The sequence below is a fragment of the Nocardia lijiangensis NBRC 108240 genome (genome assembly GCF_001613045.1).
In the GTDB taxonomy this organism is placed as follows: Bacteria; Actinomycetota; Actinomycetes; order Mycobacteriales; family Mycobacteriaceae; genus Nocardia; species Nocardia lijiangensis.
The window spans coordinates 1-21,826 of the sequence record NZ_BDBP01000052.1; the positions used below are offsets into that span (position 1 = coordinate 1).

Genomic DNA, 21,826 nt, shown 5'->3' on the forward strand with positions numbered 1-21,826 from the left:
GCCGACGCCGAGCCGGGTCATCTCTTTGTCGTGCCGCCCCGACACCGCGACGGTGGCCTCCACCACCGGCACCGGCGCGGTGTCGATCATGCCCCGGCCGATGGTGTCGATCAGCGATCCGCCCCCGGCTGCGGCGATCGCCTCCCCCAGCCCCAGCGCGGCCACCCCGACCGCGGCCGCCCCGAAGCCGCCGTTCTTTCCGTTCGTCCGCACCGCCCGAAACACCCGCTTCCGCCTCATCGCCTTCGATGTTCTCCCCCAGCATTGTCCACGAATCGGCGGGCACGGGAAGATGCATGACCGGACAAGATCCGCCCGAAGACCGCGCTCGGCCGAAGCGCGGGCGGAGACCCTTCGCGTGATTACGAGGCGCACTTTCGCCGGATCGGCGGGTTCGCATGCCGATCCGGCAACGGTGCCCGCAGCAGCGGGTAGTGCGGCGGCGGTCAGGCGCCGATCGACACCGCCACCAGTTCGGCGAGCGCGCGAGCGACCGCGTCCGGGAGCCGCGCCGCGAGCGGTCCGCCGCCGAGCACACCGACACAGAGGCGGTCCGCGAAGGTGTAGACGAGGAAGGTGATGGCCGCCGACGGTCCCGCGGACGGGCGCGGGTGGGCGGAGAGGTAGACGATCTCGTAGTCGGTGAGCGCGAGCCCGGGCGGTGTGCGGAAGCGGGGCACCCTGCCGGTGTTGGTCACCGCGATGTGCCCGGCCAGCGAGCGAATCGCGGTGGGACCGAAGAACTCCGGGAAGTGCAGCACCGACTGCTGGACGATACCCTCGGCGAGGTCGTGGCGCAGCCGTGCCGAAATACGCTGTGCCAGTTCGACGATGTCGGTCGCGGTGGTGACGTCGGCGGCGAAGGCGGCGAGCCCGGCCATATTGGTGCCGTCGGCGGCGGCGACCGGCGGATTGAGCCTCGCGCGCATGTCCACCGGGTACACGCAGCGCAGTTGCACGGAGTCGCCCGCACCCGAATCTCCCGGCCCCCGCTCGTCCGTATTGGACTCGCGTGGCGTCGCAGCGCGCGACCTCGACGGACTTGGACTCGAATCTCCTTGTACCGAGGCGATTTCAGCGTAGGCCCGCAGCAGCGCGGCCGTGATCAGCCCGTTCACGGTGACACCGTGGCGACGACCCAGCTCCACGATCCGCGCCGTCGCCTCCGGCTCGAGGATCGTCCGCTCCGGCCGGGCCAGCGCTGCGGGCGCGGGCGTCGCCGGATCGGGCGGCAACATCGGCGCGTGTGCCATCGGCCGGGACGCGGCTTCGAGACCGGACACCGCGGACCGGGGAATGCCGTGCCGGGCGGCGTACCACTCCAGTGGTCGCGGATAGTCGTGCGGCGCAGTGTCGTTCGCAGAGCCCGACACCTCGTCGGTGTAGCGGTCCCACAGCCGTGCGAGCAGCGCCACGCAGTGACCCGCGTCCGCCACGGCATGGTGCGCGTACAGCGTCACGCGCGCGCGGGTGCCCTCGGTCACCACGTCGAGGTAGGCGAGCTGAACCGAGGGATCGAGCGCCTCGTCCGGCAGCCGGACGGTCGCGGTGTCGCCCGCGCGGACCCACGCGCCGACCGCGTGCCCAGCCGGGCGCAGCAGGTGACCGGTCCCGGCGGCGTCCTCGCCGATGCGGCAGGCGAGGATCGGATGGGTCCGCACCAGCGCGCCGAATGCGCTTCGCATTACGGCGATGTCGAGCTTCCCCTCGACCAGAACGGAGCGACCGGTGTAGGTCGCGTGCCGCACGAAACGCTGCTCGGACGGCGCGAGCACCCGCACCGTATCGTCCGCTGTCCACCACACACCGCCAAGGGTGCGGCACCGCCGGGTCCTGCGCAAACCGAACAGTACGGAAGACTGGCGGGCATGAGTCTCGCCGCACATCTCGAGGACATCGGCGCCCCGCTGGTCGCCGCACAGCGCGCGCATCCGACCGTGGCGGGCATCGCCGCGGGCGATCTGCCCGAGCCGGTGTTCCGTTCCTGGCTCGAGCAGGATTACCTGTTCCTGCTCGACTACGTGCGGGTGTTCAGCAGGCTGGCCTGGCAGGCGCCCGCCGCGCATCTCGGCGACTTGGTCGACCTGGCGCACGCCACTTTTCACGACGAACTCGCGCTGCACCGCTCGCTGGCCGCCGAGTTCGGCGCCGACCTGGACGGCGCGGTCAAGGGCGGCCCGTGCACGGACTACACCGCCTTCCTGCTGAACTCGGCCGCGCACTACGGCGAAGGCCTCGCCGCGCTCTACCCGTGCATGTGGGGTTACTCCACGCTCGGCGCACAGCTGGCCGTAGACCCGCCCGCCGAGCCGCGCTACCGGCGCTGGGTGGACACCTACGCCGATCCCGGCTTCGCCGCGCTGACCCGCCGCTGCGCCGAGATGCTCGACGAGTCCGGCGTCGATCCCGGGCGCGCCGAACTCCTCTTCCGCGAGGGCATGCGCCACGAGCTGGCATTCTGGGACGTTCCGCTGGACTGACGTGAGCGACCGATGAGTTCCGCGCGCCGGTCCGGTCTACCTAGATGAACCGGTGTGCCGAACGCGAGGAGGACCGTCATGACCCGCCCGACCGAAGCTTCGAGGGACGAATGGCTGAGTGCGCGCAAGCGGCTGCTCGCCGAGGAGAAGGAACTCACCCGCAGGCAGGACGCGCTGGCAGCCGAGCGGCGCGAACTGCCGATGGTCCGGATCGACAAGGACTACGTCTTCGAGGGCGAGGCGGGCAAGGCGAGCCTGGCCGATCTGTTCGAAGGCCGGCGCCAGCTGATCGTCTACCACATGATGTGGCTCTGGGATCTGGACACGGGCTGCCCGAGCTGTGCGATGGTGCTCGACAACGTCGGGCACCTGGCCCACCTGCACGCGCAGAACACGTCCTTCGCGGCCGTTTCGCGCGGGCCGTGGGAATCGTTGCGGCCCTATCGGGAACGGATGGGCTGGACGTTCCCGATGTACTCCTCGTTCGGCGGCGACTTCAACTACGACTTCCATGTCACCCTGGACGAGTCGGTCGCGCCCGTCGAGTACAACTACCTGAGCAAAGCCGAGCTGGAGCTCGAAGGTCGGACCTCGGACGTGGAGGGTGAACAGCCGGGGACGAGCGTCTTCTGGCGCGATGACGACGACACGGTGTTCCACACCTATTCGTCCTACAGCCGCGGCGGCGACATCCACATCGGCACCCACAACTATCTGGACCTGACCCCGCTCGGCAGGCAGCGGCACGTGGGCGAGGCGATGCATCACGACCGCTACGGGATCGACCAGACCCCTTGTCACTGAACGCGATTCGAGCACCGCGGAAACACGACGACCCGCGACCGGCGCACCGGTCGCGGGTCGTCGCGCTAAGGAATCAGACGCCGATGAGGTGCTGGCCCAGGTAGCCCTCGACCTTGTCCAGCGCGATCCGCTCCTGCGCCATCGAGTCGCGCTCGCGGATGGTCACCGCTTGGTCGTCGAGGGTGTCGAAGTCGACGGTGATGCAGAACGGGGTGCCGATCTCGTCCTGGCGACGGTAGCGGCGGCCGATCGCGCCCGCGTCGTCGAACTCCACGTTCCAGTGCTTGCGCAGCTGGGCCGCGAGGTCCTTGGCCTTCGGGGTCAGGTCGGCGTTGCGGGACAGCGGCAGCACGGCGGCCTTCACCGGCGCGAGCCTGCGGTCCAGGCGAAGCACGGTGCGAACGTCCACGCCGCCCTTGGCGTTCGGCGCCTCGTCCTCGGCGTAGGCGTCCACCAGGAACGCCATCAGCGAACGGGTCAGACCGGCCGCGGGCTCGATGCAGTACGGGATGTAGCGCTCGTTGCTCGCCTGGTCGAAGTAGCTGAGCTCGGTGCCGGAGTGCTCCGAATGTGTCTTGAGGTCGAAGTCGGTGCGGTTGGCGACGCCCTCCAGCTCACCCCACTCGCTGCCCTGGAAGCGGAAGCGGTACTCGATGTCGACGGTGCGCGTCGAGTAGTGCGACAGCTTGTCCTTCGGGTGCTCGTAGAGCCGCAGGTTCTCCGGGTCGATGCCGAGTTCGGTGTACCAGGCCAAGCGGGTGTCGATCCAGTACTGGTGCCACTGCTCGTCCTCGCCCGGCTTGACGAAGAACTCCATCTCCATCTGCTCGAACTCGCGGGTGCGGAAGATGAAGTTGCCCGGGGTGATCTCGTTGCGGAAGCTCTTGCCGATCTGGGCGATGCCGAACGGCGGCTTCTTGCGCGCGGTGGTCTCGACGTTCTTGTAGTTGACGAAGATGCCCTGCGCCGTTTCCGGGCGTAGGTAGTGCAGGCCCTCCTCGTCGTCCACCGGACCGAGGAAGGTCTTGAGCAGGCCGGAGAAGTTGCGCGGCTCGGTCCACTGGCCCGGGTCGCCGGTCTCGGGGTCGCGGATGTCGGCGAGGCCGTTGGCGGGCGGGTGGCCGTGCTTCTCCTCGTAGGCCTCCAGCAGGTGGTCGGCCCGGTAGCGCTTGTGCGTGATGAGCGACTCGACCAGCGGGTCGGTGAAGGTCTCGACGTGGCCGGAGGCCTGCCACACCTGGCGCGGCAGGATGACCGACGAGTCGAGGCCGACGACGTCCTCGCGGCTGGTGACCATGGCCCGCCACCACTGCCGCTTGATGTTCTCCTTCAGCTCGACACCGAGCGGACCGTAGTCCCATGCCGACTTGGTGCCTCCGTAGATCTCACCGCACGGGTACACCAGACCCCGGCGCTTGGCGAGGTTGGCAACGGTGTCCACCTTCGACTTGGGTGCCACGCGAGATTTCTCCATCCACTGCGAGTCGGATTTTCATTCACTGCATCGCATTGTTTGCACTGAATGCTATAGATTCCCTCCAGCCTATCGGCATCGCGCAATCGAGTTTGCACCGCCAGCCACCTGCACCGGATCGCGCGCGAGGCATCCGCTGCTCGAGCTTCCCGCGATCGGCACTGCCGGACGTGGTTCGTCGGTAGCCTGCGCACGACCGGAGCGGAGACGCAAGTGCGCCCTCCTGGGATCACGGCCCCGGGACGCGCGCCCGTCCGGCGGGTGCGATCATGTTCCGACGGACCGCCGGGAATGCCCCGGCGCCAACGTTTTTGCCGAAGACGGCCGGGGCGGGGCGGGGCGCTGAGCTCCGAACGATTCGGCGGGTAGTACTAGGGGTGGGCCGTGGCTGATCTGCCACCGGATCTTTTCGATGCCGACTGGGCGCGCGAGGCCGAGCGCCGAGCGATGCGCGACCATCGGCGTGCAACCAGGGCGAACAGGGCGCGCCGACTGGCTCGGCCGAGCCGCGGGGCGCTGTTGTCGATGCTCTCGCTGAGCGTCGCGGTGGCGCTGGTGTGGGCGGGCTTCGCCTTCCTGGACGGGACCGCGCCGACGGCGAGCGCACCCTCCAGCACCTCGACGGCGCCGCTGCGGAATGACGCCGAGGTCGACCTGACCCGCCCGTTCGCCGACACCCCCGCCGCCATGTGGCGCGAGGGCGCGGGCGGCATCGAACCGCCGCCCGCGCAGCCCGTCGGCCCGTACTCGGCCGAGCAGGTCGGGCAGTTCATGGAGCGGGTACGTCAGCTGATCATCACCGCGCGCCTGGATCGCACGGTGATGGAGACCGGCGACACGAGCCCGGTGCTCGCGTTGCTCGCGCCCGCGCTGGTCGAGAAACTCCGGCCGAACCTGGCTCCCGGCAACGAGAAGAAGTCCTGGTATGTGGCCGCACGCCTCGCGGAGGGCGCTCGGCTGCTTCCCGTGCAACCGCGCGTCACCGGGTGGATGACACCGACCGTCAACGACGAGGGCGAGCTCGCGGTCCGGACCAACTATCTGGTCGCCTACGCCTTCGATGTCCCCGATCCGAAGAAGATCGACGGCCCGATGGACATCGTGGCGATGATCAGACAGGAGATCGAGTTCCGCTGGATCGATGATCCGAAATACACCGCCGACTCGCGAGGCATCTGGTTCGGCGAGGTGCGCGGTTTCAACTACTCGATCGACTGCGCGCAGTCCGAACGCGGCTTCCTCGCGCCGAGCTACAACAACCCGCCGCAGACCGCCGCCGCCGCGCCGCAGGCCCGCCGCAGCGAGGAATACTTCGATCCCCGCATCCCGATGCCGACCGAGGACGGTTGCCGGTAATCTGCGCCCTGCCCGCCCACCGGGCGCGCCGTGTTTGACATGCGCAATTGTGCATATCAAAATGGGATCGCTTTCCAATAAGGAGTTGGTTCCGATGACCGCCGAGACGGCCGCCGCGCACTCGCACACACCGTATCGATCCCCCGGACCCGCGCCGGTCCCCGCGCGGACCGTCCTGGAGGACGCCGGTGAGCTGCTCCGCGCGCTCGCCGCCCCCGTACGCATCGCGATCGTGCTCCAGCTACGGGAATCGCCGCGCTGTGTGCACGAGCTGGTGGACGCGCTCGGCGTGACCCAGCCGCTGGTGAGCCAGCATCTGCGCATCTTGAAGGCCGCGGGCGTCGTGCACGGCGAGCGGTCCGGCCGCGAGGTGCTCTACGAACTCGTCGACGACCACTTGGCGCACATCGTCGTCGACGCCGTCGCGCACGCCGAGGAAGGGTGAGCCGTGCAGGAGAAGACGATGGATCCACAGAAGCCGGTCGGGATACGCAGCACGCGCCAGCGCAGTGCGATCGCCGCGCTGCTCGGTGACATCGACGAATTCCGTTCCGCACAGGAACTGCACGACGAGCTGCGCAAGCGCGGCGAGGGCATCGGGCTCACCACGGTGTACCGGACCCTTCAGTCGCTGGCCGACGCGGGCCTGGTCGACGTGCTGCGCACCGACTCCGGCGAGTCCGTCTATCGGCAGTGCTCCACCGGCCACCACCACCATCTGGTGTGCAGGCACTGCGGCCGCACCGTCGAGGTCGAGGGCCCGACGGTGGAGGCGTGGGCCGAGGCGATCGCCAGCGACCACGGCTTCACCGAGGTGAGCCACACCATCGAGGTCTTCGGCACCTGCCGGGCCTGCGCCAAGACCGTCCGCGACTGATCGAACGACGACCGAAGGCCACCCGCTCCCGATCTCTCGGAAGCGGGTGGCCTTCGGCGTCGGCGGATCAGGCCGCGGGGACGGGTTCGGCCGCCGGCGCGGCCGGGACGTCGGCGTTGCGCCCGCGCAGTGCCGCCACGCCGAGCAGGGCGAGCGCCGCGACGGCCCACACCGCAAGTACCGCAAGCGGTTTCGCGGCTCCGGCCCCGTCGAAGTAGGCGACCGAGCGAAGCAGCGAGGCCGCGGCGCCCGGGGGCAGCAGCTGGCCGATCGCGCCCCACGGCTGGGGCAGCAGCTCCGGCGCGGAGGTGGCGGCCGAGAACGGATTGCCGATCAGCAGCATGGTCAGCGCGGCCACTCCGATGCCTGCGGGCCCGATGACCGCGGCCAGTCCGGTCACGGCGCCCGCGACCGCGAAGGACACCAGCCCGGCGACGGCCGCCAGCGTGAGGTAGCTGCCGGGCAGCACCGACAGCCAGCCCTGCACGATCGCGATGCTCAGCAGCCCGCCGAACAGACCGAAGCTCACCAGACCCGCCACCTTCGCGCCCGCCGTCGGGATCACCAGGCTCAGCAGGACGCCCGCGGCGATGCCCGCCATCACCAGCGGCAGCACCATCGCGCCGAACGCGGCGCCGCGCGGGTCGTCCGGATCGGCGGGGACGACGTCCTCGACCGCGGCGGCGGGCGCACCGGACAACTGCTGGGCGACGGCGGTGAGCTGCTGGGCCACCGCCGGGCTCGCGCCGGATGCGACGAGCACCGCAGGTGCTCCCGCTCCGGTGACGATCGCGCCGTAGACCTCGCGGTTCTCGATGGCGGCGCGGGCGGCCGCGGCGTCGGCCGAGGTGGTGATCTCGAAGGCCTCGGGGTCGCGCTGCCCGAGCCGGTCGGCGACGACAGCCGCTTGCGGACCGGCGACGGCGATGGGCAGGTCACGCGGCGCGATATTGGCCGCGGGCCATGCGAAGGCGATCAGCATCAATGCCTGGAGCAGGGCCGCGCCCAAGCCGAGGGCGACCGCTCGCTGCATGGTTTTCATGACGTTCTCCCCTATAAATCGAATGCTCGTTCTCTTTCGATGCCACAACGGTCGCACGGCCCAGAAAGGTTGTCAAGAACGGATATTCGTTTTACTTTGGGCTCATGCCACGAGTCAGCGAAGAGCACCTGGAACGCCGCCGACAGCAAATCCTCGACGCCGCGCAGCTGTGCTTCGCTCGCAAGGGCTTCTTCGAGACCTCGATGCAGGACGTGTTCGCCGAATCGGGGCTCTCGGCCGGTGCGGTGTACCGCTACTTCAAGAGCAAGAACGAGATCATCGCGGCGCTGGCCACCCAGACCACCGTGCACCTGCGGCTCGCAATGGCCGAGGCGGTGCGCTCCGACCCGCTGCCTACGCCCGCGGAGCTGGTGCGCGACATCGCCGAGGAGGTCGTCCGCCGCAGCGGCCCCGATGGCCCGGTCCGCCTGGCTCCCCAGGCGTGGGCGCTGGCACTGGTGAACGACGGGGCGGCCGGACCCGTGCGCGAAACGATGCACGCGATGCGCGACATCTGGCGCGACTACGCCGTGCGCATGCGCGAGGTCGGCTGGCTACCGCCGGACGCCGACACCGACGCCGTGGCCAAGGCGATCATCGGATTCCTGCCCGGCTTCATCCTGCAGCACCTGATCTTGGAGGACCTCGACCCCGAGACCCTTGCCCGCGGCGTCGACCTGCTCGTCCCGGTCGGCAAGCCCGCCGTTCGCTGAGGGCGGTCGGTCAGGGCAGCAAACCCTGGCGCGCCCGGCCCGCTCCGGAGAGGACGAGCAGCAGCATGGTGGTCAGCGCCTGGTCGTCCAGGCCCGCGGCGGGGAAGGTGTAGCGCAGGATGACGTCGGCGAGCTTGCCGTGGCCGATCACGGTGAGCAAACCGAACTGCAAGTTGCTGTTGCGCTCCGCGACTCGCTTGTGCAGCTGCGGCTTCAGCGGGCGGTCCCAGGCCAGCACGCAGGTCATGGACACCACGTCGAGGCCGGGCGCCAGATTCACCGCGCGCAGCGAGCACAGCGCGCCCTCGTACTCGAAGCCGAGCGAACCGTCCGCGTCGACGCGCACGTCGACGTCGTACTGGGACAGGCAGGCTCCCGCCCGCGCCTGAAGCTCGATGTCGGGGGTGACCGCTGCGTCCATATCCGTGCCGCCGTTCACTTCGTGCCGCCGAAGCGGCGGTCACGCGAAGCGTACTGGAGGCAGGCCTCCCACAGGTTGCGCCTGTCGAAATCGGGAAACAAGGTGTCCTGGTACACGTACTCGGCGTAGGCGGACTGCCAGATGAGGAAGTTCGAGCTGCGGAATTCACCCGAAGGACGCAGGAACAGGTCGACGTCGGGCATGTCCGGCTCGTCGAGGAACCGCGCGACGGTGGCCTCGGTGACCTTCTCGGGATCGATCTCGCCCGCCGCCACGCGCCGCGCGATTTCCCTTGCCGCATCGGCGATTTCGGCGCGACCGCCGTAGTTGACGCACATCGTCAGCGTCATCACCGTGTTGTCCTTGGTGAGCTCCTGGGCGGTCTCCAGCTCGTTGATCACGCTGCGCCACAGGCGCGGTCGCCGCCCGGCCCAGCGCACCCGCACACCCATCTCGTGCATCTCGTCGCGGCGGCGGCGGATCACGTCACGGTTGAAGCCCATCAGGAAGCGCACCTCGTCCGGGCTGCGCCGCCAGTTCTCGGTGGAGAACGCGTAGGCCGAGAGCCACTTCACGCCGATCTCGATGCAGCCTTCGACGGTGTCCATCAGCACCGCCTCGCCACGCTCGTGTCCCGCGGTGCGCGGCAGCCCGCGCTCCTGCGCCCACCGGCCGTTGCCGTCCATGACCAGCGCCACGTGGTTGGGCACCAGTTCCGGCGGCAGCTGCGGCGGCCGCGCGCCCGAGGGATGCGGCGACGGCGGGCGGACGGTGCGGCCCGCGTTCGGCTGCCCGCTGCTCGACCTGGTCGCGGTGGAGGAGTCTCGACGGAGGATCACGGCTTCCATCCTGCCTGATCCGGCGCGCTGCGCGAGACGCCCCCGCGAATCGAACCGCCGACCGGACGGCCGGGACATCTCCGCGGCCGCGATCGGGCAGGCGACCAGCGCACAGGGCTCAGCCGACGCGTCCAGCGGGCGCGGGCGTCCTGCTGCGCTCGATCAGCGGCAGCGTCCGCAGCTGACGTTCCAGATGCCATTGCAGATGGGCGGCGACCAGTCCGCTGGCCTGGCGGCGGACCGAATCGGGCACCGTCACGATGTAGTCCCACTCCCCCTTCAGCAGGGCGACGAGCAGATCCAGGACTCCCGGCGCGGGCGTGGCCGCGCCCGGCGGGCGGCAGTGCACGCAGACCGCGCCGCCCGCCGCCACGTGAAAGGCGCGGTGCGGACCGGGGGTCGCGCACTTGGCGCATTCGTCCAGCGCGGGCGCCCACCCCGCAAATCCCATGGCGCGCAACAGGAATGCGTCGAGGATGAGTTCGTGCGGGCGCTGCTGGGCGGCGATGGCCCGCAGCGCGCTCGCGGTCAGCGCGTGCAGCCGCGGCGCGGGCGCGCGTTCCTCGCCCGCGAGGCGTTCGGCGGTCTCCAGCACCGCGCAGGCGGTGGTGTAGCGGCCGTAGTCGTCGATGATGTCCGCGGCGAAGGATTCGACGGTGGTCACCTGGGTGACCGTGTCCAGCGTGCGGCCGGGATGCAGTTGCACGTCGATATAGGAGAACGGCTCCAACCGGGCGCCGAACCGGGACTTGGTCCGCCGCACCCCTTTGGCCACCGCCCGGACCAGGCCGTACCTGCGCGTCAGCAGTGTGACGATACGGTCCGCCTCGCCCAGCTTGTGCTGGCGCACCACGACCGCCTCATCCCGATACAACTGCACACGGTCATCCTCCCACGAACCGGCGACAGCGCACGGCCGCCTCGCCTCGGCGTAGCTGCCGCATTCTAGGTGCGCAGCAAACCCGCGACGAGCAACAGCAGCGACTGCTGGGCCTGCGCGCGGGCGGCCTCCTTGTCCTCGGCGTGCGCGACGATCAGCCCCGCCTCGGCCACGGCGCTGAGCAGCAGCCGCGCCAGGATCTCGACGGGAGCGTCCGCGATCAGCTCCGCAGCGCGTGCGCGTTCGAGCTCGGCGGTGATCAGGCCGAGTCCGTGCCTGGCCTCGAAGGCGCGCCACTCCTCCCAGCCGAGCACGGCCGGTGCGTCGTGGAGCGCGATGCGGATCATCTCGGGCCGCTGGCAGATGTCGAGGAAGACGTTCAGGCCGACGGCCATCGAGGCGAGGATGTCGTCGGGATCGACGGCGGCGATGGTCCGCCGGATCTCCGCGGTGCTGTCCGACTCGAGCCGTTCGAGCACAGCGAGGAACAGCCCGCGCTTGTCGCCGTAGTGGTGGTGCAGGGCGCCGCGGGTGACACCCGCCTCGGCCACCAGCTGCTCGGCGGAGGTGGCCGCGAAACCACGCTCGGCGAACAGGCGCCGCCCCGCGTCTTCCAGGGCGGCCCTTGTCGTGCGGGAGCGGTCCTCCTGGCTACGGCGTGGCATGCAGCCGAGTGAACTCCAGAATCCGTTGCGTCAGCAACTCGGGCTGATCCTCGGGCAGGAAGGTGTAGGAGTCGTCGATCAGCTCCAGTGTCGCGTCGGGGAACTCGCGGGTCAGCCGCTCGGCGTAGGCGACGGGGAACAGCTTGTCCTCGCGCGCCCAGACGATCAGCACCGGAAGGCGGACGTCCCCGAACCGGGTCGAGGCGTCCAGCGTGTAGCGGCGGTGCGCGGATTTCAGGAAGCGCCGCAGGTCCTTTCGGATGGCGCCGGACCGGCGGCTCGGCAGCAGATACGAGTCGACGTACTCGGCGGGCACCGGCCGCTTGCTCACCCAGCCGAACGCCAGCGGCAGCCGGTGCAGCGCGCGCAGGCGCAGCGCCTCGGCGAGCGGGCGCATCGATCCCGGCACGCGCGCGAGCAGCGGCAGCGAGGTGAACGGCTGCGGCAGGAACTTCTCGTGGCTGTCGACTGAGGCGAGCACCACGCGGCCGATGCGGTCGGTGTTGCGGGCCAGCAATACCTGGGTGATCGCACCGCCGGTGTCGTTGGCGACCAGGGTGACGTCGGTCAGGTCGAGCCGCTCGAGGAAGGCGGCGATGAGATCGGCGACCCCGGTCGGCGTCAGGTCCGCGTCGGGCATCGGGATCGAGTGCGAGCCGAGCGGCCAGTCGGGTGTCAGGCAGCGGTAGCCCGCGGCGGCGACGGCGGGCACGACCCCGCGCCACAGATCGGCATTGACGAGCAGGCCGTGCACGAAGACGACCGGCGCGCCGGTTCCCGTCTCGTGGTAGCGGATGCGGCCGCCGGGCAGGGCGATCTCGTGCGCGGGACCGAGTGACGGGCTGATTCCCATGGTTTCCTCCGAATGTTCGGGCGACCCCTCCACCTTTACATACATACCGTATGTACGTAAAGGATCGGCGGGACGCAACGGAAATTCGCGACGGCCCTCGCCACGTACGAAACAACGAGCGGTCATCCACGACCCGGCGGTGATGCACTTCGGGAGCGCCCGGCGATAACACGATGTGGACGGTCGTCCAATACAGCGCTACCGTTCACACCGGACGACCGAAGAGAGGGAGCTCACATGACGGTGCCGAACCGAGCGCTCAAGCCTGCCGCCGAACCGGAATCCGCCGACGGCGCGATGCCGTCGGGCGACCCCGGCCTCGCCGAGCTGGCCGGTGCACTCGCGGCGGGCACGGTGAGCTCCACGGCGGCCGTCGCGGCGGCGCTCGACCGGATCGAGGCGAGCCAGCCGACGCTCAACGCCTTCCGGGTGGTCCGCAGGGACCGGGCGCTGGCCGAGGCCGCCGAAGCCGACCGGCGCCTCGCCGCGGGCGAGCGGCTGCCGCTGCTCGGCGTGCCGATCGCCGTCAAGGACGACACCGACATCGCCGGTGAGCCGACGGCATTCGGCTGCGGCGGCGACTTCGCGCCGAAAACCGAAGACGCCGAAGCGGTTCGGCGACTACGCGCGGCGGGCGCGGTGATCGTCGGCAAGACCAACACCTGCGAGCTCGGCCAGCTGCCGTTCACCAGCGGCGCGGCCTTCGGGCACACCCGCAATCCGTGGCACCGCGAGCACACGCCCGGCGGCTCCTCGGGCGGCTCCTCGGCCGCCGTTGCGGCCGGATTGGTGCCCGCCGCACTGGGTTCCGACGGCGCTGGCTCGGTCCGCATCCCCGCGGCCTGGACCAACCTCGTCGGCATCAAGCCGCAGCGCGGACGCATCTCCACCTGGCCGGAAGCCGAGGCGTTCCAGGGCCTCACGGTGAACGGGCCGCTGGCCCGCACCGTCGCCGACGCGGCTCTCCTGCTGGACGCGGCGGCGGGCCCGCACCCCGGCGACCGGCACACCCCCGAGCCGATCCGTGTCTCCGACGCCGTCGGGCGCGACCCCGGCCGCCTGAGAATCGCTCTCTCGCTGCGGATTCCGTTCACCGCCACCAAGACGACGCTGCACCCCGAGGTCAGGGCCGCGGTGCGCGGCATCGCCTCGGTGCTGCGCAAGCTCGGCCACTCGGTCACCGTCGCCGACCTGCACTACGGATTGCTCATGGGCGCCTCGTTCCTGCCGCGCTCGATGGCGGGCATCCGCACCGTGCACGACCGGATGCCCGGCGCCGAGGTGGACCCGCGCACCCGCGCCAACGTCCGCTTCGGCCGGGTGCTCGGCGGACCGGCGCTCTTCGCCGCGCGCCAGGCGGAACCGTTGCTGCACAAGCGCATCGGCACCTTCTTCTCCGACTACGACCTGGTGCTCGCGCCCACCACCGCCACTCCCCCGCCGCGCGCCGAGGAGATCGACGGCATCGGGGTCAACGCCACCAACAACCTCATCACCGCCGCCTGCCCGTACACCTGGCCGTGGAACGTGCTCGGCTGGCCGAGCGTGAACGTCCCCGCCGGCTTCACCGAGGCGGGCCTGCCGGTCGGCGCTCAGCTGATGGGCAGCGCGGCCTCCGAGGCGCTGCTGGTTTCCGTTGCGGCGCAACTGGAGTCCGAGCTGCACTGGGAGCGGCACCGCGCCGAACCGTGGTGGTGATCGACGGCCTGGTCAGCTGCACGCGGCGGTGAGTTCCGCGCGCTGCTGACGCTTGGTCGCGACGAGGCTGGAGATCGTGGTCGCCGTCAGCACGCCGAAGATCACCGCGAGCGAGACGCCGATCGAGATCTCCGGCACCGCGACGCCGGATTCGTGCAGCGCGTGCAGGAACAGCTTGACGCCGATGAAGCCCAGGATGGCCGAGAGGCCGTAGCTGAGGTGGACGAGCTTGGTGAGCAGCCCGCCGATGAGGAAGTACAGCTGGCGCAGACCCATCAGGGCGAAAGCGTTGGCGGTGAAGACGATGTACGGGTTCTGGGTGAGCCCGAAGATGGCCGGGATGGAGTCCAAGGCGAACAGCAGGTCGGTGGTGCCGATCGCCAGGATGACCACCAGCATCGGCGTCATGATCCGCTTGCCGTTCTGCACCACCCACAGCTTGGTGCCGTGATAGCGGTCGGCAACGCCGAAGCGCCGCTCCAGGCTCTTCAGCAGGCGGTCCTCCTCGAACTCCTCCTTCTCGCCGCCGGCACGCGCCTCCTTGATCAGGTTCCACGCGGTCCACAGCAGGAAGGCGCCGAACAGGTAGAAGATCCAGGAGAAGCTGGCGATCAGGGTGGCGCCCGCGGCGATGAACACACCGCGCAGCACGAGCGCGAGGAGCACGCCGATCAGCAGCACCCGTTGCTGATACTTCGACGGCACCGCGAATTTCGCCATGATCATCACGAACACGAACAGGTTGTCCACGCTGAGGGATTTCTCGGTGACGAAGCCCGCGAAGAACTCCCCGGCGGGCTGCCCGCCCGCAAAGATCCACAACCCGAGCCCGAAGAGCACCGCCAGCGCGATCCAGACCACGGTCCAGATCCCGGCTTCCTTCAGCGACACTTCGTGCGGCTTGCGCCCGATGAAGAAATCGACCGCGATCAACACACCGAGCACCACGATGGTGGCGACCCACAGGGTCGGCGAAACTTCCACGACAGGACCTCCGGTATCCGCGACGGCATGCGTCGCTACCGGAGGTCTCTTCCACCCGGCCGCTTCGGATCAGGGCCGGGCCGCCACCCCGGGATCCGAAGGCGGATCCGTACTGACGGGGCTGACGTCGGGGGAATACTCCCCTCCACCGGGCCCACTATACAGATCCGCCTGATGCGGGCGAGTCTTCGTTGCTCAGCTCACGATCACTCAGCGCCAGCTCGAGACCACTCAGCGCCAGCTCACGATCACTCAGCGCCGTGGCGGGGACCAGTCCTCCGACGTGCTCTTCGTGCCCGACGGACAACCGTCCCGATCGGCGGGACGCGGCGACATCACCAGGCATTGCTGCGGACCCGGCTGGCCGACGCCCGCCGTGACCAGTACCGCGATCGACGAGCCGTCCGCCACCCGGCTGGTCGAGAAGCCGAGCGTGCCGGTGACACCGCGATAGTCCATCTCGCGCAACTGCATTGCGACGGCGGTGCGGTTCAGCGAACCTTCGTCCTGCTGCGATCCGGTCCGCACCGCGCGCAGGAACAGCCCGACCACGTCGTAGGCGAGGCCGGTACGGTCGCCGGGCCAGGACGGCTGATAGTCGGCCATCTGCGGGTACGCGCGCAGGTCGTCGATGAGCACGGCCAGCTCGGCGCACAGCTGCTGATAATCGAAGGCGACCGGCTCGTCCCCGAGTTCGCCATTGCCGCGGACGCATTCGGCGCCGCCGAGCATCACCGGCGCGGCCTTGGCGACGTAGCGGACCGACAGATTGGCAGGCAGCGCCGCCATCGCCTTCTGATCGGTGATCAGCCGGGTCACCGTGTCGTTGCCGAGGATGGCGGGCGACTCACCGGTCAGGCAGCCGCGGCTGACCGATTTGGCGAAGGTCGCGAAATCGTCGTTGCGCCCGGCGAAGAACAGCAGGGTGCCGCGGTCGAAATCGGTTGTCTCGCACGGGGCGGGAAAGCGATTCAGCTCCTGCTGTTCGGTCCACTCCATGCGGCGGTACGGCACGCCGCGGCCTTCCAGCTCGGTGCGCAGATCCTCGACCAGGGTCTCGACGTAGATGTCGCCGTCGGCCTTCGGGTGGTAGACGACCACCTGGTTGTAGCGCGGCTGACCCGCCCGCGGCGTGCCCGCGGGATGGCGCGCGCCCTGCACGTAGTCGGCGATCAGCTTCGCCTGCGTCGTATTGCTCGGCGCGGCTTGGAAATACAGCGGCGATGCCTTCTCCATGCCGTCGGCCGAGAGCGTCGTCGCGACCACCGGAACGCCGAGTTCGCCGAGTCGTCCGATGGCGCGGCGGGTTTCGGTGTTGCTGCGATCCATGCCGACCACGCCGAGGATGCCCGGTTCGTCGCGCAGCAGGCCGCGCAGCTGGTTGTCCACCACCCACGTCGCGTGCCGCATGTCGGAACCGCCGTTGGCGACGACGACGCGCACCAGCGGTTCGGACTCGTCGGAGGCGAGTAGCGCGCGGCGCTGCTGCACCGCGAGTCCGGCGAGTTCCTCGACCTGGGCGTGCGGGTACCGCACGTTCGAGTCCACGTAGCTGAGCCCGGAGAAGTAGATCAGCGTGATGACCGGGCGGCGCGGGTTGTCGCGGCGCGCGTCGGCGGCGGCGACATTGAGCCGGAAGACTTCTCGCTGCATCGCCGTGAGTTCCGCGTCGTCGGTGAAGATCTGATCGGCGTTGTCGCTGTAGCCGACGCATTCGCCGCCGCGTTCCTGCACCGAGATTCCGGCCGTCCACGGCCAGTGCGCACACGGCGCGCCACGCAGCGGCGGGATGTAGATCAGCGCGGCGCCCACCAGCAGCGCGATCGGAATCAGCACGCACATGGCGACGAACCACTTGCGCGCGGCGAGCGGTGGCGCGGGCGGCACCGCGAGGTGCGCCAGGCTCGGGTCGCGGACGTGGCCGTCGAGCGGATCCGGCAGCTGTACGCGCAGCGGCAGGAACCACGCGTAGTCGGACCGGTTGGTGCGCATGTTGTCGATATCGCGCAGCCAGCGCTGCAGCGGATCCGGCTGCTGACCGGAATACGGGCGGTCGACCAGGCTTTCGAGGGTAGCGAGGTGCTGGAGATCGCCGATCCTGGACAGCTCGTCCGGCGTCGGCTCGGCAGACCGGGCAGGCCGGCCGGGCGGGGCAGGCTCGACGGTTTCGGCGGGCTCAGCAGGGTCGTAGTCCAGGCAAGCGAGCACCACCAGCGGATCGGAATGCCCGGTCTCGTTGCGGATGTCGTTGATCCAGCAGATCAAGCGCTTCGCGGCGCCGTTGCGCTCGACACCGCCGAGCAGCGCCACCGGATACGCGGTGCGCCGCCAGCTCGACGGCCGCCACAGCCGTTTGCGGTAGGCGTCGCGCATGTCCTCGAGAAAGGCGTGCACCAGCAGCTTGGCGACCTGCTCCTCGTTCTCGTCGCCGCGGCGCGAGGCGGTCAGCCGGGTCGCGAAACCCAGGAAACTGTCGGAGTATTCGGGCGCGAGGTAGCGCTGGCGCATGAACCAGCGCGTGACCTTGGACATGCCGGGGATGCGTCCGCTGACCCACAGCCACAGCCGCAGGACCGGCCACAGCGCGAGCACACCGAACACCAGCCGCGAGATGGTGTCACCGCTGACGCCCTCGGCGGTATCGGAGCGGTCGGCCGGGGAACCGCTGCGCAGCAGGCGCGGCAACCGCGAGCGCAGCTCGACCGTCGCCTCGGTCTCGTCGCTCGTAACCCGTTGGCGGGTCAGCCAATCCGCGGTGCGGTAGCGCGGGAACTTGATCGGTCCCATCGCCGTGTCGTCGCCGGAGAAGCCCTCGACCAGCCGTTGCAGGATGGGCAGGCAGTGGCCTTGGATCTCCTCGCCCGTCGCGTTCGGGTCGGGCGTGAGCGCGTCGGGCGGCAGATCCGCCTGCAAGTCCACCCGCGCCCGTGGCGTCGCCCGCCTGCCGCCGGATTCGCCTAGCCAGCGGTAGATCTCGACGAGCAGCGCACCGCCCGCGCCCGCACCGACCAGACCGACGACCGGCCGTGGCAACGGCCGCCTGCGCCGCAGCAGCGTGCGGAACACGCGCGGCTTCGCGTCGGGCACCTCGAGTGCGCGTAGCAGCTCGAGCAGTTTGGGGACATCGTTGGCGGTATCGGGCAATTCGACGGCCTCCCCCGTGCAATGCGTGTCTGCTGCGACGCACACCAGGGCGTCATCGGGGACTGTACCGTTACAAATCGGACTCGGGCGGCTTGTTCGCTCGAGTTCGCGACCCGCGAACGGGCCGTTCGCTCAGAAGCCCAGTTTGCCAAGCTGTTTCGGATCGCGCTGCCAATCCTTGGCGACCTTGACGTGCAGGTGCAGATAGATCCGCACGCCGAGGATGTGCTCGATCTGCTTGCGCGCGTTGGTGCCGACCTCCTTGAGGCGGCTGCCGCCCTTGCCGATGACGATGGCCTTCTGGCTCGGGCGTTCGACGTACAGCAGCGCGTGCACGTCGAGCATCTCCTCGTTCTCCTCGCGCGGGAGAACCTCCTCGATCACCACGGCCAGCGAGTGCGGCAGCTCGTCGCGCACGCCCTCCAGCGCGGCCTCGCGGATGAGCTCGGCCATGAGCGTTTCCTCGGGCTCGTCGGTGAGCTCGCCGTCGGGGTAGAAGGCCGGGCCCTCCGGCATTTTCGAGGCGATGACGTCGACGAGGACCTCGACCTGCTCGCCCTTGACCGCCGACACCGGCACCACGTCGGCCTCGGGACCGAGCAGTTCGGAGACGGCGAGCAGCTGGGCGGCGACCTGGTCGCGACTCACCTTGTCGATCTTGGTGACCACGCCGAGCACCGTGGTCTTCGGCGCCATCTGCTTGATCTGCTGCACGATCCAGCGGTCGCCGGGCCCGATCTTCTCGTCGGCGGGGATGCAGATCGCGATCACGTCGACCTCGGAATAGGTATCGCGCACCAGATCGTTGAGCCGCTGGCCGAGCAGGGTCCGCGGGCGGTGCAGACCCGGCGTGTCGACCAGGATCAGCTGCGCGTGGTCGCGGTGCACGATGCCGCGGATGGTGTGGCGCGTGGTCTGCGGCCGCGAGGAGGTGATCGCGATCTTCGCGCCGACCAGCGCGTTGGTCAGCGTCGACTTGCCGGTGTTCGGCCTGCCGACGAAACAGACGAAACCGGAACGGAATTCGGCGGAATCCGACTTGTCAGCCACCCTGCACCTCGGCGCCCGCCGCGTCGTCGACGATGTCGAACACCGCGCCAGCGCGGTCGGTGAAGATGATCCGCGCCTCGCCGGACACCTCGCGCACCGCGGCGACCCCGGCGTCGGAGAACCGGCCGCCGACCACCACGGCCGCCTCGAAACCCTCTGCGCCGCTGGAGATCGCGGCCGCGACGGCGGCCTGCAGCGCGGTGAGCCGCAGCACCTGCAAGTCCACCTCGCCCGCCGCGTAGGTGCGGCCGTCGGTGTCGCGGATCGCCGCGCCGCCCGTCCCACCGGTGCGGCCCATCGCGCCGCGCGCCAGGGTCAGCAGCTTGGTGTCCTCGGCATCCAGTTCAGTCATCGGTTGCTCCGTCCTCGTCCTCGTTGTCATTGCGCTTGCCGCCGTTGGATTTTGCGCCGTCGGCACGGGCCGCGCCCGCTTTCTCGGATTTCTCCGGCGCCTTGCGCACCAGGACCGTGTTGATCCGCATCCGGCCGCGCTGATCCGGACCGCCCTCGGCGCGCAGCACCAGCCCGTGCACCACGACCTTCGAGCCGGGCAACGGCACCCGGCCGAGTTCGTGGGCGAGCAGGCCGCCCACCGTGTCGACGTCCTCGTCCTCGATGTCCATGCCGTACAGCTCGCCGAGATCCTCCACCGACAACCGGGTGGACACCCGGAAGCGGCCCTCACCAAGCTCCTTCACGGGCGGGATCTCGGCGATGTCGTACTCGTCGGCGATCTCGCCGACGATCTCCTCGAGCACGTCCTCGATGGTCACCAGGCCCGCGATGCCGCCGTATTCGTCGACGAGCAGCGCCATGTGATTGCGGCGGCGCTGCATCTCGTCGAGCAGATCGTCCAGCGGCTTGGAGTCGGGCATGAACACCGCCGGGCGCATCACGTCGTGCACCCGCACCTTGCGGCTGCGATCGGCGTACGGCACAAGGTCTTTCAGGTACACGACGCCGAGGATGTCGTCGACGTTCTCGCCGACCACCGGGATGCGCGAGTGACCGCTGCGCACCGCGAGCGACATGGCCTGCGCGGCCGACTTGTCCGCCTCGATCCACACCATCTCGGTGCGCGGCACCATCACCGCGCGAGCCGCGGTATCGCGAAGCTCGAACACCGACTGGATCATGCGGCGTTCGTCGTCGGCCACCACGCCGCGCTCGCCGGCCATCTCGACCACCTCGCGCAGCTCGACCTCCGAAGCGAAGGGGCCGTTGCGGAAACCCTTACCCGGTGTGATGGCGTTACCGATCAGGATCAGCAGCCTGCTCACCGGGCCGAGCAGCGCGCCGATGAACTGCAACGGCAGCGCGGCGGCCAAGGCGAGTGAATAGGCGTGCTGGCGGCCGAGGGTGCGCGGACCGACACCGATCACCACGTAGTCGACGAGCACCATCACCGCGGCGGTGATCAGCAGCGCCCAGTTGTCGTCCCAGATCTCGATGAGCGCCGCGGCGAGCAGCACCGTCGCGCCGATCTCGCACAGCACGCGCAGCAGCACCATCAGGTTCACGTAGCGGGCGCGGTCGGCCACGATACGGCTCAATCGCGCGGCGCCGGGACGATCGACGCGCACCATGTCGCCGAGGCGTGCCAGGGAGATCGTGTTCAGCGCCGCGTCGACACCGGCGAACAGTCCACCCGCGGGTACCAGCAGGACGGCCAGCAGGATCAGGGTCAGTGAGCTCACGCCGGGCCCAGGGCGTCACCGGGTCCGGTGAAGCCGGCCTTGCCGAGCAGGCGGGCGTCGCGCTCGGCGAGTTCGGCGCGCCGCCTGGCCTCGCGCAGGCTCTCGTACCACTCCTCGAGCAGCCGGGCCTGCAGCTCGAACATCTCCTTCTCCTCTTCCGGCTCGGCGTGGTCGTAGCCGAGCAGGTGCAGCACGCCGTGCACGGTGAGCAACGCGAGCTCGTGCTCGAGCGAATGCCCCGCCTTGCGCGCCTGCGCCCCCGCGAACTCCGGGCACAGCACGATGTCGCCGAGCATCGAGGGGCCCGGCTCGGGGCTGTCCGGCCGCCCGCCCGGCTCGAGCTCGTCCATCGGGAAGGACATCACGTCGGTGGGGCCAGGTAGGTCCATCCAGCGCATGTGCAGGTCGGCCATGGTGTCGAGATCGACGAGCACCATCGACAGCTCGGCCGCCGGATGGACGTCCATCCGGGCGATCACGAACCGCGCAACACTGACCAGGTCTTCTTCGGGTACGTCGATACCCGACTCGTTGGCGATCTCGATGCTCACCTGAACAGCCTATTCGACGCAGTCGGACGCAGTCCGTCCGCAGCCCCGCGCACGGCCGGAGCGAAGGCGGAGGTACGCCTATTAGACGCAGCCGGACGTAGTCCGCCCGCAGCCCCGCGCCGGGCCGAGCGAAGGCGAGGCAGCCGCGTATTCGACCAGTCGGACGTCATCCGCCCGCAGCCCCGGATTTGGACCGAACGAACGCGAGGCAGCCGCCTTCTGGACGCAACCCCGCACCGGGCAGGTCGAAGGCGCGGCAGCCGATCTTGGACAGACGAGACCGGCCGCCGACGAGGGT

At 69.7% G+C, this 21,826-nt stretch carries 22 protein-coding genes; 7 read left to right on the forward strand and 15 right to left on the reverse strand.

Going from position 1 to position 21,826, the window contains the following annotated elements:
* The coding region (locus tag NL1_RS20125; protein WP_218024458.1) for a hypothetical protein at window positions 1-213 on the reverse strand (213 nt) is incomplete at its 3' end.
* A gap of 233 nt (window positions 214-446) precedes the next feature.
* Window positions 447-1,805 (reverse strand): phthiocerol/phthiodiolone dimycocerosyl transferase family protein, encoded by a 1,359-nt coding sequence (locus NL1_RS20130; protein WP_245673418.1) that lies wholly within the window; start codon window positions 1,803-1,805, stop codon window positions 447-449.
* Window positions 1,806-1,868: 63 nt separating this feature from the next.
* On the opposite strand from NL1_RS20130, the gene NL1_RS20135 reads away from it, so the two are divergent.
* On the forward strand, window positions 1,869-2,480 hold the full coding sequence (locus NL1_RS20135; protein WP_067841588.1) for a TenA family protein: 612 nt from the start codon (window positions 1,869-1,871) through the stop codon (window positions 2,478-2,480).
* Window positions 2,481-2,558: 78 nt separating this feature from the next.
* Complete coding sequence (locus NL1_RS20140; protein ID WP_067841590.1) at window positions 2,559-3,284, forward strand: DUF899 domain-containing protein; 726 nt, start codon at window positions 2,559-2,561, stop codon at window positions 3,282-3,284.
* A 73-nt stretch (window positions 3,285-3,357) separates the two neighbouring features.
* Here NL1_RS20140 and NL1_RS20145 read toward each other — a convergent pair whose 3' ends face one another.
* Window positions 3,358-4,758, reverse strand: coding sequence for a glycine--tRNA ligase (locus tag NL1_RS20145; RefSeq protein WP_174553440.1), 1,401 nt, complete (start codon window positions 4,756-4,758; stop codon window positions 3,358-3,360).
* 384 nt (window positions 4,759-5,142) lie between these two features.
* Here NL1_RS20145 and NL1_RS20150 point away from each other — a divergent pair, with 384 nt between their 5' ends.
* The 3 genes from NL1_RS20150 (at window position 5,143) to NL1_RS20160 (ending at window position 6,991) form a co-directional block, all read left to right on the forward strand.
* Window positions 5,143-6,114, forward strand: a complete 972-nt coding sequence (locus NL1_RS20150; RefSeq protein ID WP_067841592.1) for a hypothetical protein — start codon at window positions 5,143-5,145, stop codon at window positions 6,112-6,114.
* 94 nt (window positions 6,115-6,208) lie between these two features.
* Complete coding sequence (locus NL1_RS20155; RefSeq protein WP_067841594.1) at window positions 6,209-6,559, forward strand: ArsR/SmtB family transcription factor; 351 nt, start codon at window positions 6,209-6,211, stop codon at window positions 6,557-6,559.
* An 18-nt stretch (window positions 6,560-6,577) separates the two neighbouring features.
* Window positions 6,578-6,991 carry a Fur family transcriptional regulator gene (locus NL1_RS20160; protein WP_067841676.1) on the forward strand — a complete coding sequence of 138 codons (414 nt, stop codon included), beginning with the start codon at window positions 6,578-6,580 and terminating at the stop codon, window positions 6,989-6,991.
* A 67-nt stretch (window positions 6,992-7,058) separates the two neighbouring features.
* On the opposite strand, the gene NL1_RS20165 is transcribed toward NL1_RS20160, so the two are convergent.
* Window positions 7,059-8,033 (reverse strand): hypothetical protein, encoded by a 975-nt coding sequence (locus NL1_RS20165; protein WP_067841596.1) that lies wholly within the window; start codon window positions 8,031-8,033, stop codon window positions 7,059-7,061.
* 104 nt (window positions 8,034-8,137) lie between these two features.
* Here NL1_RS20165 and NL1_RS20170 point away from each other — a divergent pair, with 104 nt between their 5' ends.
* On the forward strand, window positions 8,138-8,746 hold the full coding sequence (locus NL1_RS20170) for a TetR/AcrR family transcriptional regulator (protein ID WP_067841598.1): 609 nt from the start codon (window positions 8,138-8,140) through the stop codon (window positions 8,744-8,746).
* A gap of 10 nt (window positions 8,747-8,756) precedes the next feature.
* On the opposite strand, the gene NL1_RS20175 is transcribed toward NL1_RS20170, so the two are convergent.
* From NL1_RS20175 to NL1_RS20195, 5 genes are all read right to left on the reverse strand, one after another.
* Window positions 8,757-9,167, reverse strand: coding sequence for a hypothetical protein (locus NL1_RS20175; RefSeq protein ID WP_156094958.1), 411 nt, complete (start codon window positions 9,165-9,167; stop codon window positions 8,757-8,759).
* A gap of 14 nt (window positions 9,168-9,181) precedes the next feature.
* A complete protein-coding gene (locus NL1_RS20180) occupies window positions 9,182-10,015 on the reverse strand; it encodes an isoprenyl transferase (protein ID WP_067841599.1) in 834 nt (277 codons plus the stop codon).
* 109 nt (window positions 10,016-10,124) lie between these two features.
* Window positions 10,125-10,886: a DNA repair protein RecO gene (gene recO / locus NL1_RS20185; RefSeq protein ID WP_067841601.1), complete on the reverse strand. Its 762-nt coding sequence runs from the start codon at window positions 10,884-10,886 to the stop codon at window positions 10,125-10,127.
* A gap of 65 nt (window positions 10,887-10,951) precedes the next feature.
* Entirely contained in the window at window positions 10,952-11,551 is a 600-nt protein-coding gene (locus tag NL1_RS20190; protein WP_067841603.1) for a TetR/AcrR family transcriptional regulator, read from the reverse strand.
* On the reverse strand, window positions 11,538-12,404 hold the full coding sequence (locus NL1_RS20195) for an alpha/beta fold hydrolase (protein ID WP_067841605.1): 867 nt from the start codon (window positions 12,402-12,404) through the stop codon (window positions 11,538-11,540). Before NL1_RS20195 ends, NL1_RS20190 begins: the two co-directional genes overlap by 14 nt.
* A gap of 297 nt (window positions 12,405-12,701) precedes the next feature.
* On the opposite strand from NL1_RS20195, the gene NL1_RS20200 reads away from it, so the two are divergent.
* On the forward strand, window positions 12,702-14,102 hold the full coding sequence (locus NL1_RS20200) for an amidase (protein WP_067841680.1): 1,401 nt from the start codon (window positions 12,702-12,704) through the stop codon (window positions 14,100-14,102).
* A 12-nt stretch (window positions 14,103-14,114) separates the two neighbouring features.
* Here NL1_RS20200 and NL1_RS20205 read toward each other — a convergent pair whose 3' ends face one another.
* The 6 genes from NL1_RS20205 to ybeY all read right to left on the reverse strand — a co-directional run bounded on the left by NL1_RS20205 (window position 14,115) and on the right by ybeY (window position 21,528).
* Entirely contained in the window at window positions 14,115-15,086 is a 972-nt protein-coding gene (locus NL1_RS20205) for a TerC family protein (RefSeq protein ID WP_067841607.1), read from the reverse strand.
* A 252-nt stretch (window positions 15,087-15,338) separates the two neighbouring features.
* The gene (locus NL1_RS20210) at window positions 15,339-18,230 is read right to left on the reverse strand and encodes a type 1 periplasmic-binding domain-containing protein (protein WP_067841609.1); all 2,892 of its coding nucleotides are present in this window, start codon (window positions 18,228-18,230) and stop codon (window positions 15,339-15,341) included.
* A 132-nt stretch (window positions 18,231-18,362) separates the two neighbouring features.
* On the reverse strand, window positions 18,363-19,280 hold the full coding sequence (era, locus tag NL1_RS20215; protein WP_067841611.1) for a GTPase Era: 918 nt from the start codon (window positions 19,278-19,280) through the stop codon (window positions 18,363-18,365).
* The gene (locus NL1_RS20220; RefSeq protein WP_067841613.1) at window positions 19,273-19,632 is read right to left on the reverse strand and encodes a cytidine deaminase-like protein; all 360 of its coding nucleotides are present in this window, start codon (window positions 19,630-19,632) and stop codon (window positions 19,273-19,275) included. The genes era and NL1_RS20220 overlap by 8 nt, the downstream gene beginning before the upstream one ends.
* The gene (locus NL1_RS20225) at window positions 19,625-20,977 is read right to left on the reverse strand and encodes a hemolysin family protein (protein ID WP_067841614.1); all 1,353 of its coding nucleotides are present in this window, start codon (window positions 20,975-20,977) and stop codon (window positions 19,625-19,627) included. Before NL1_RS20225 ends, NL1_RS20220 begins: the two co-directional genes overlap by 8 nt.
* Window positions 20,974-21,528: an rRNA maturation RNase YbeY gene (gene ybeY, locus NL1_RS20230; RefSeq protein WP_067841616.1), complete on the reverse strand. Its 555-nt coding sequence runs from the start codon at window positions 21,526-21,528 to the stop codon at window positions 20,974-20,976. The genes NL1_RS20225 and ybeY overlap by 4 nt, the downstream gene beginning before the upstream one ends.
* Window positions 21,529-21,826 lie beyond the last annotated feature (298 nt).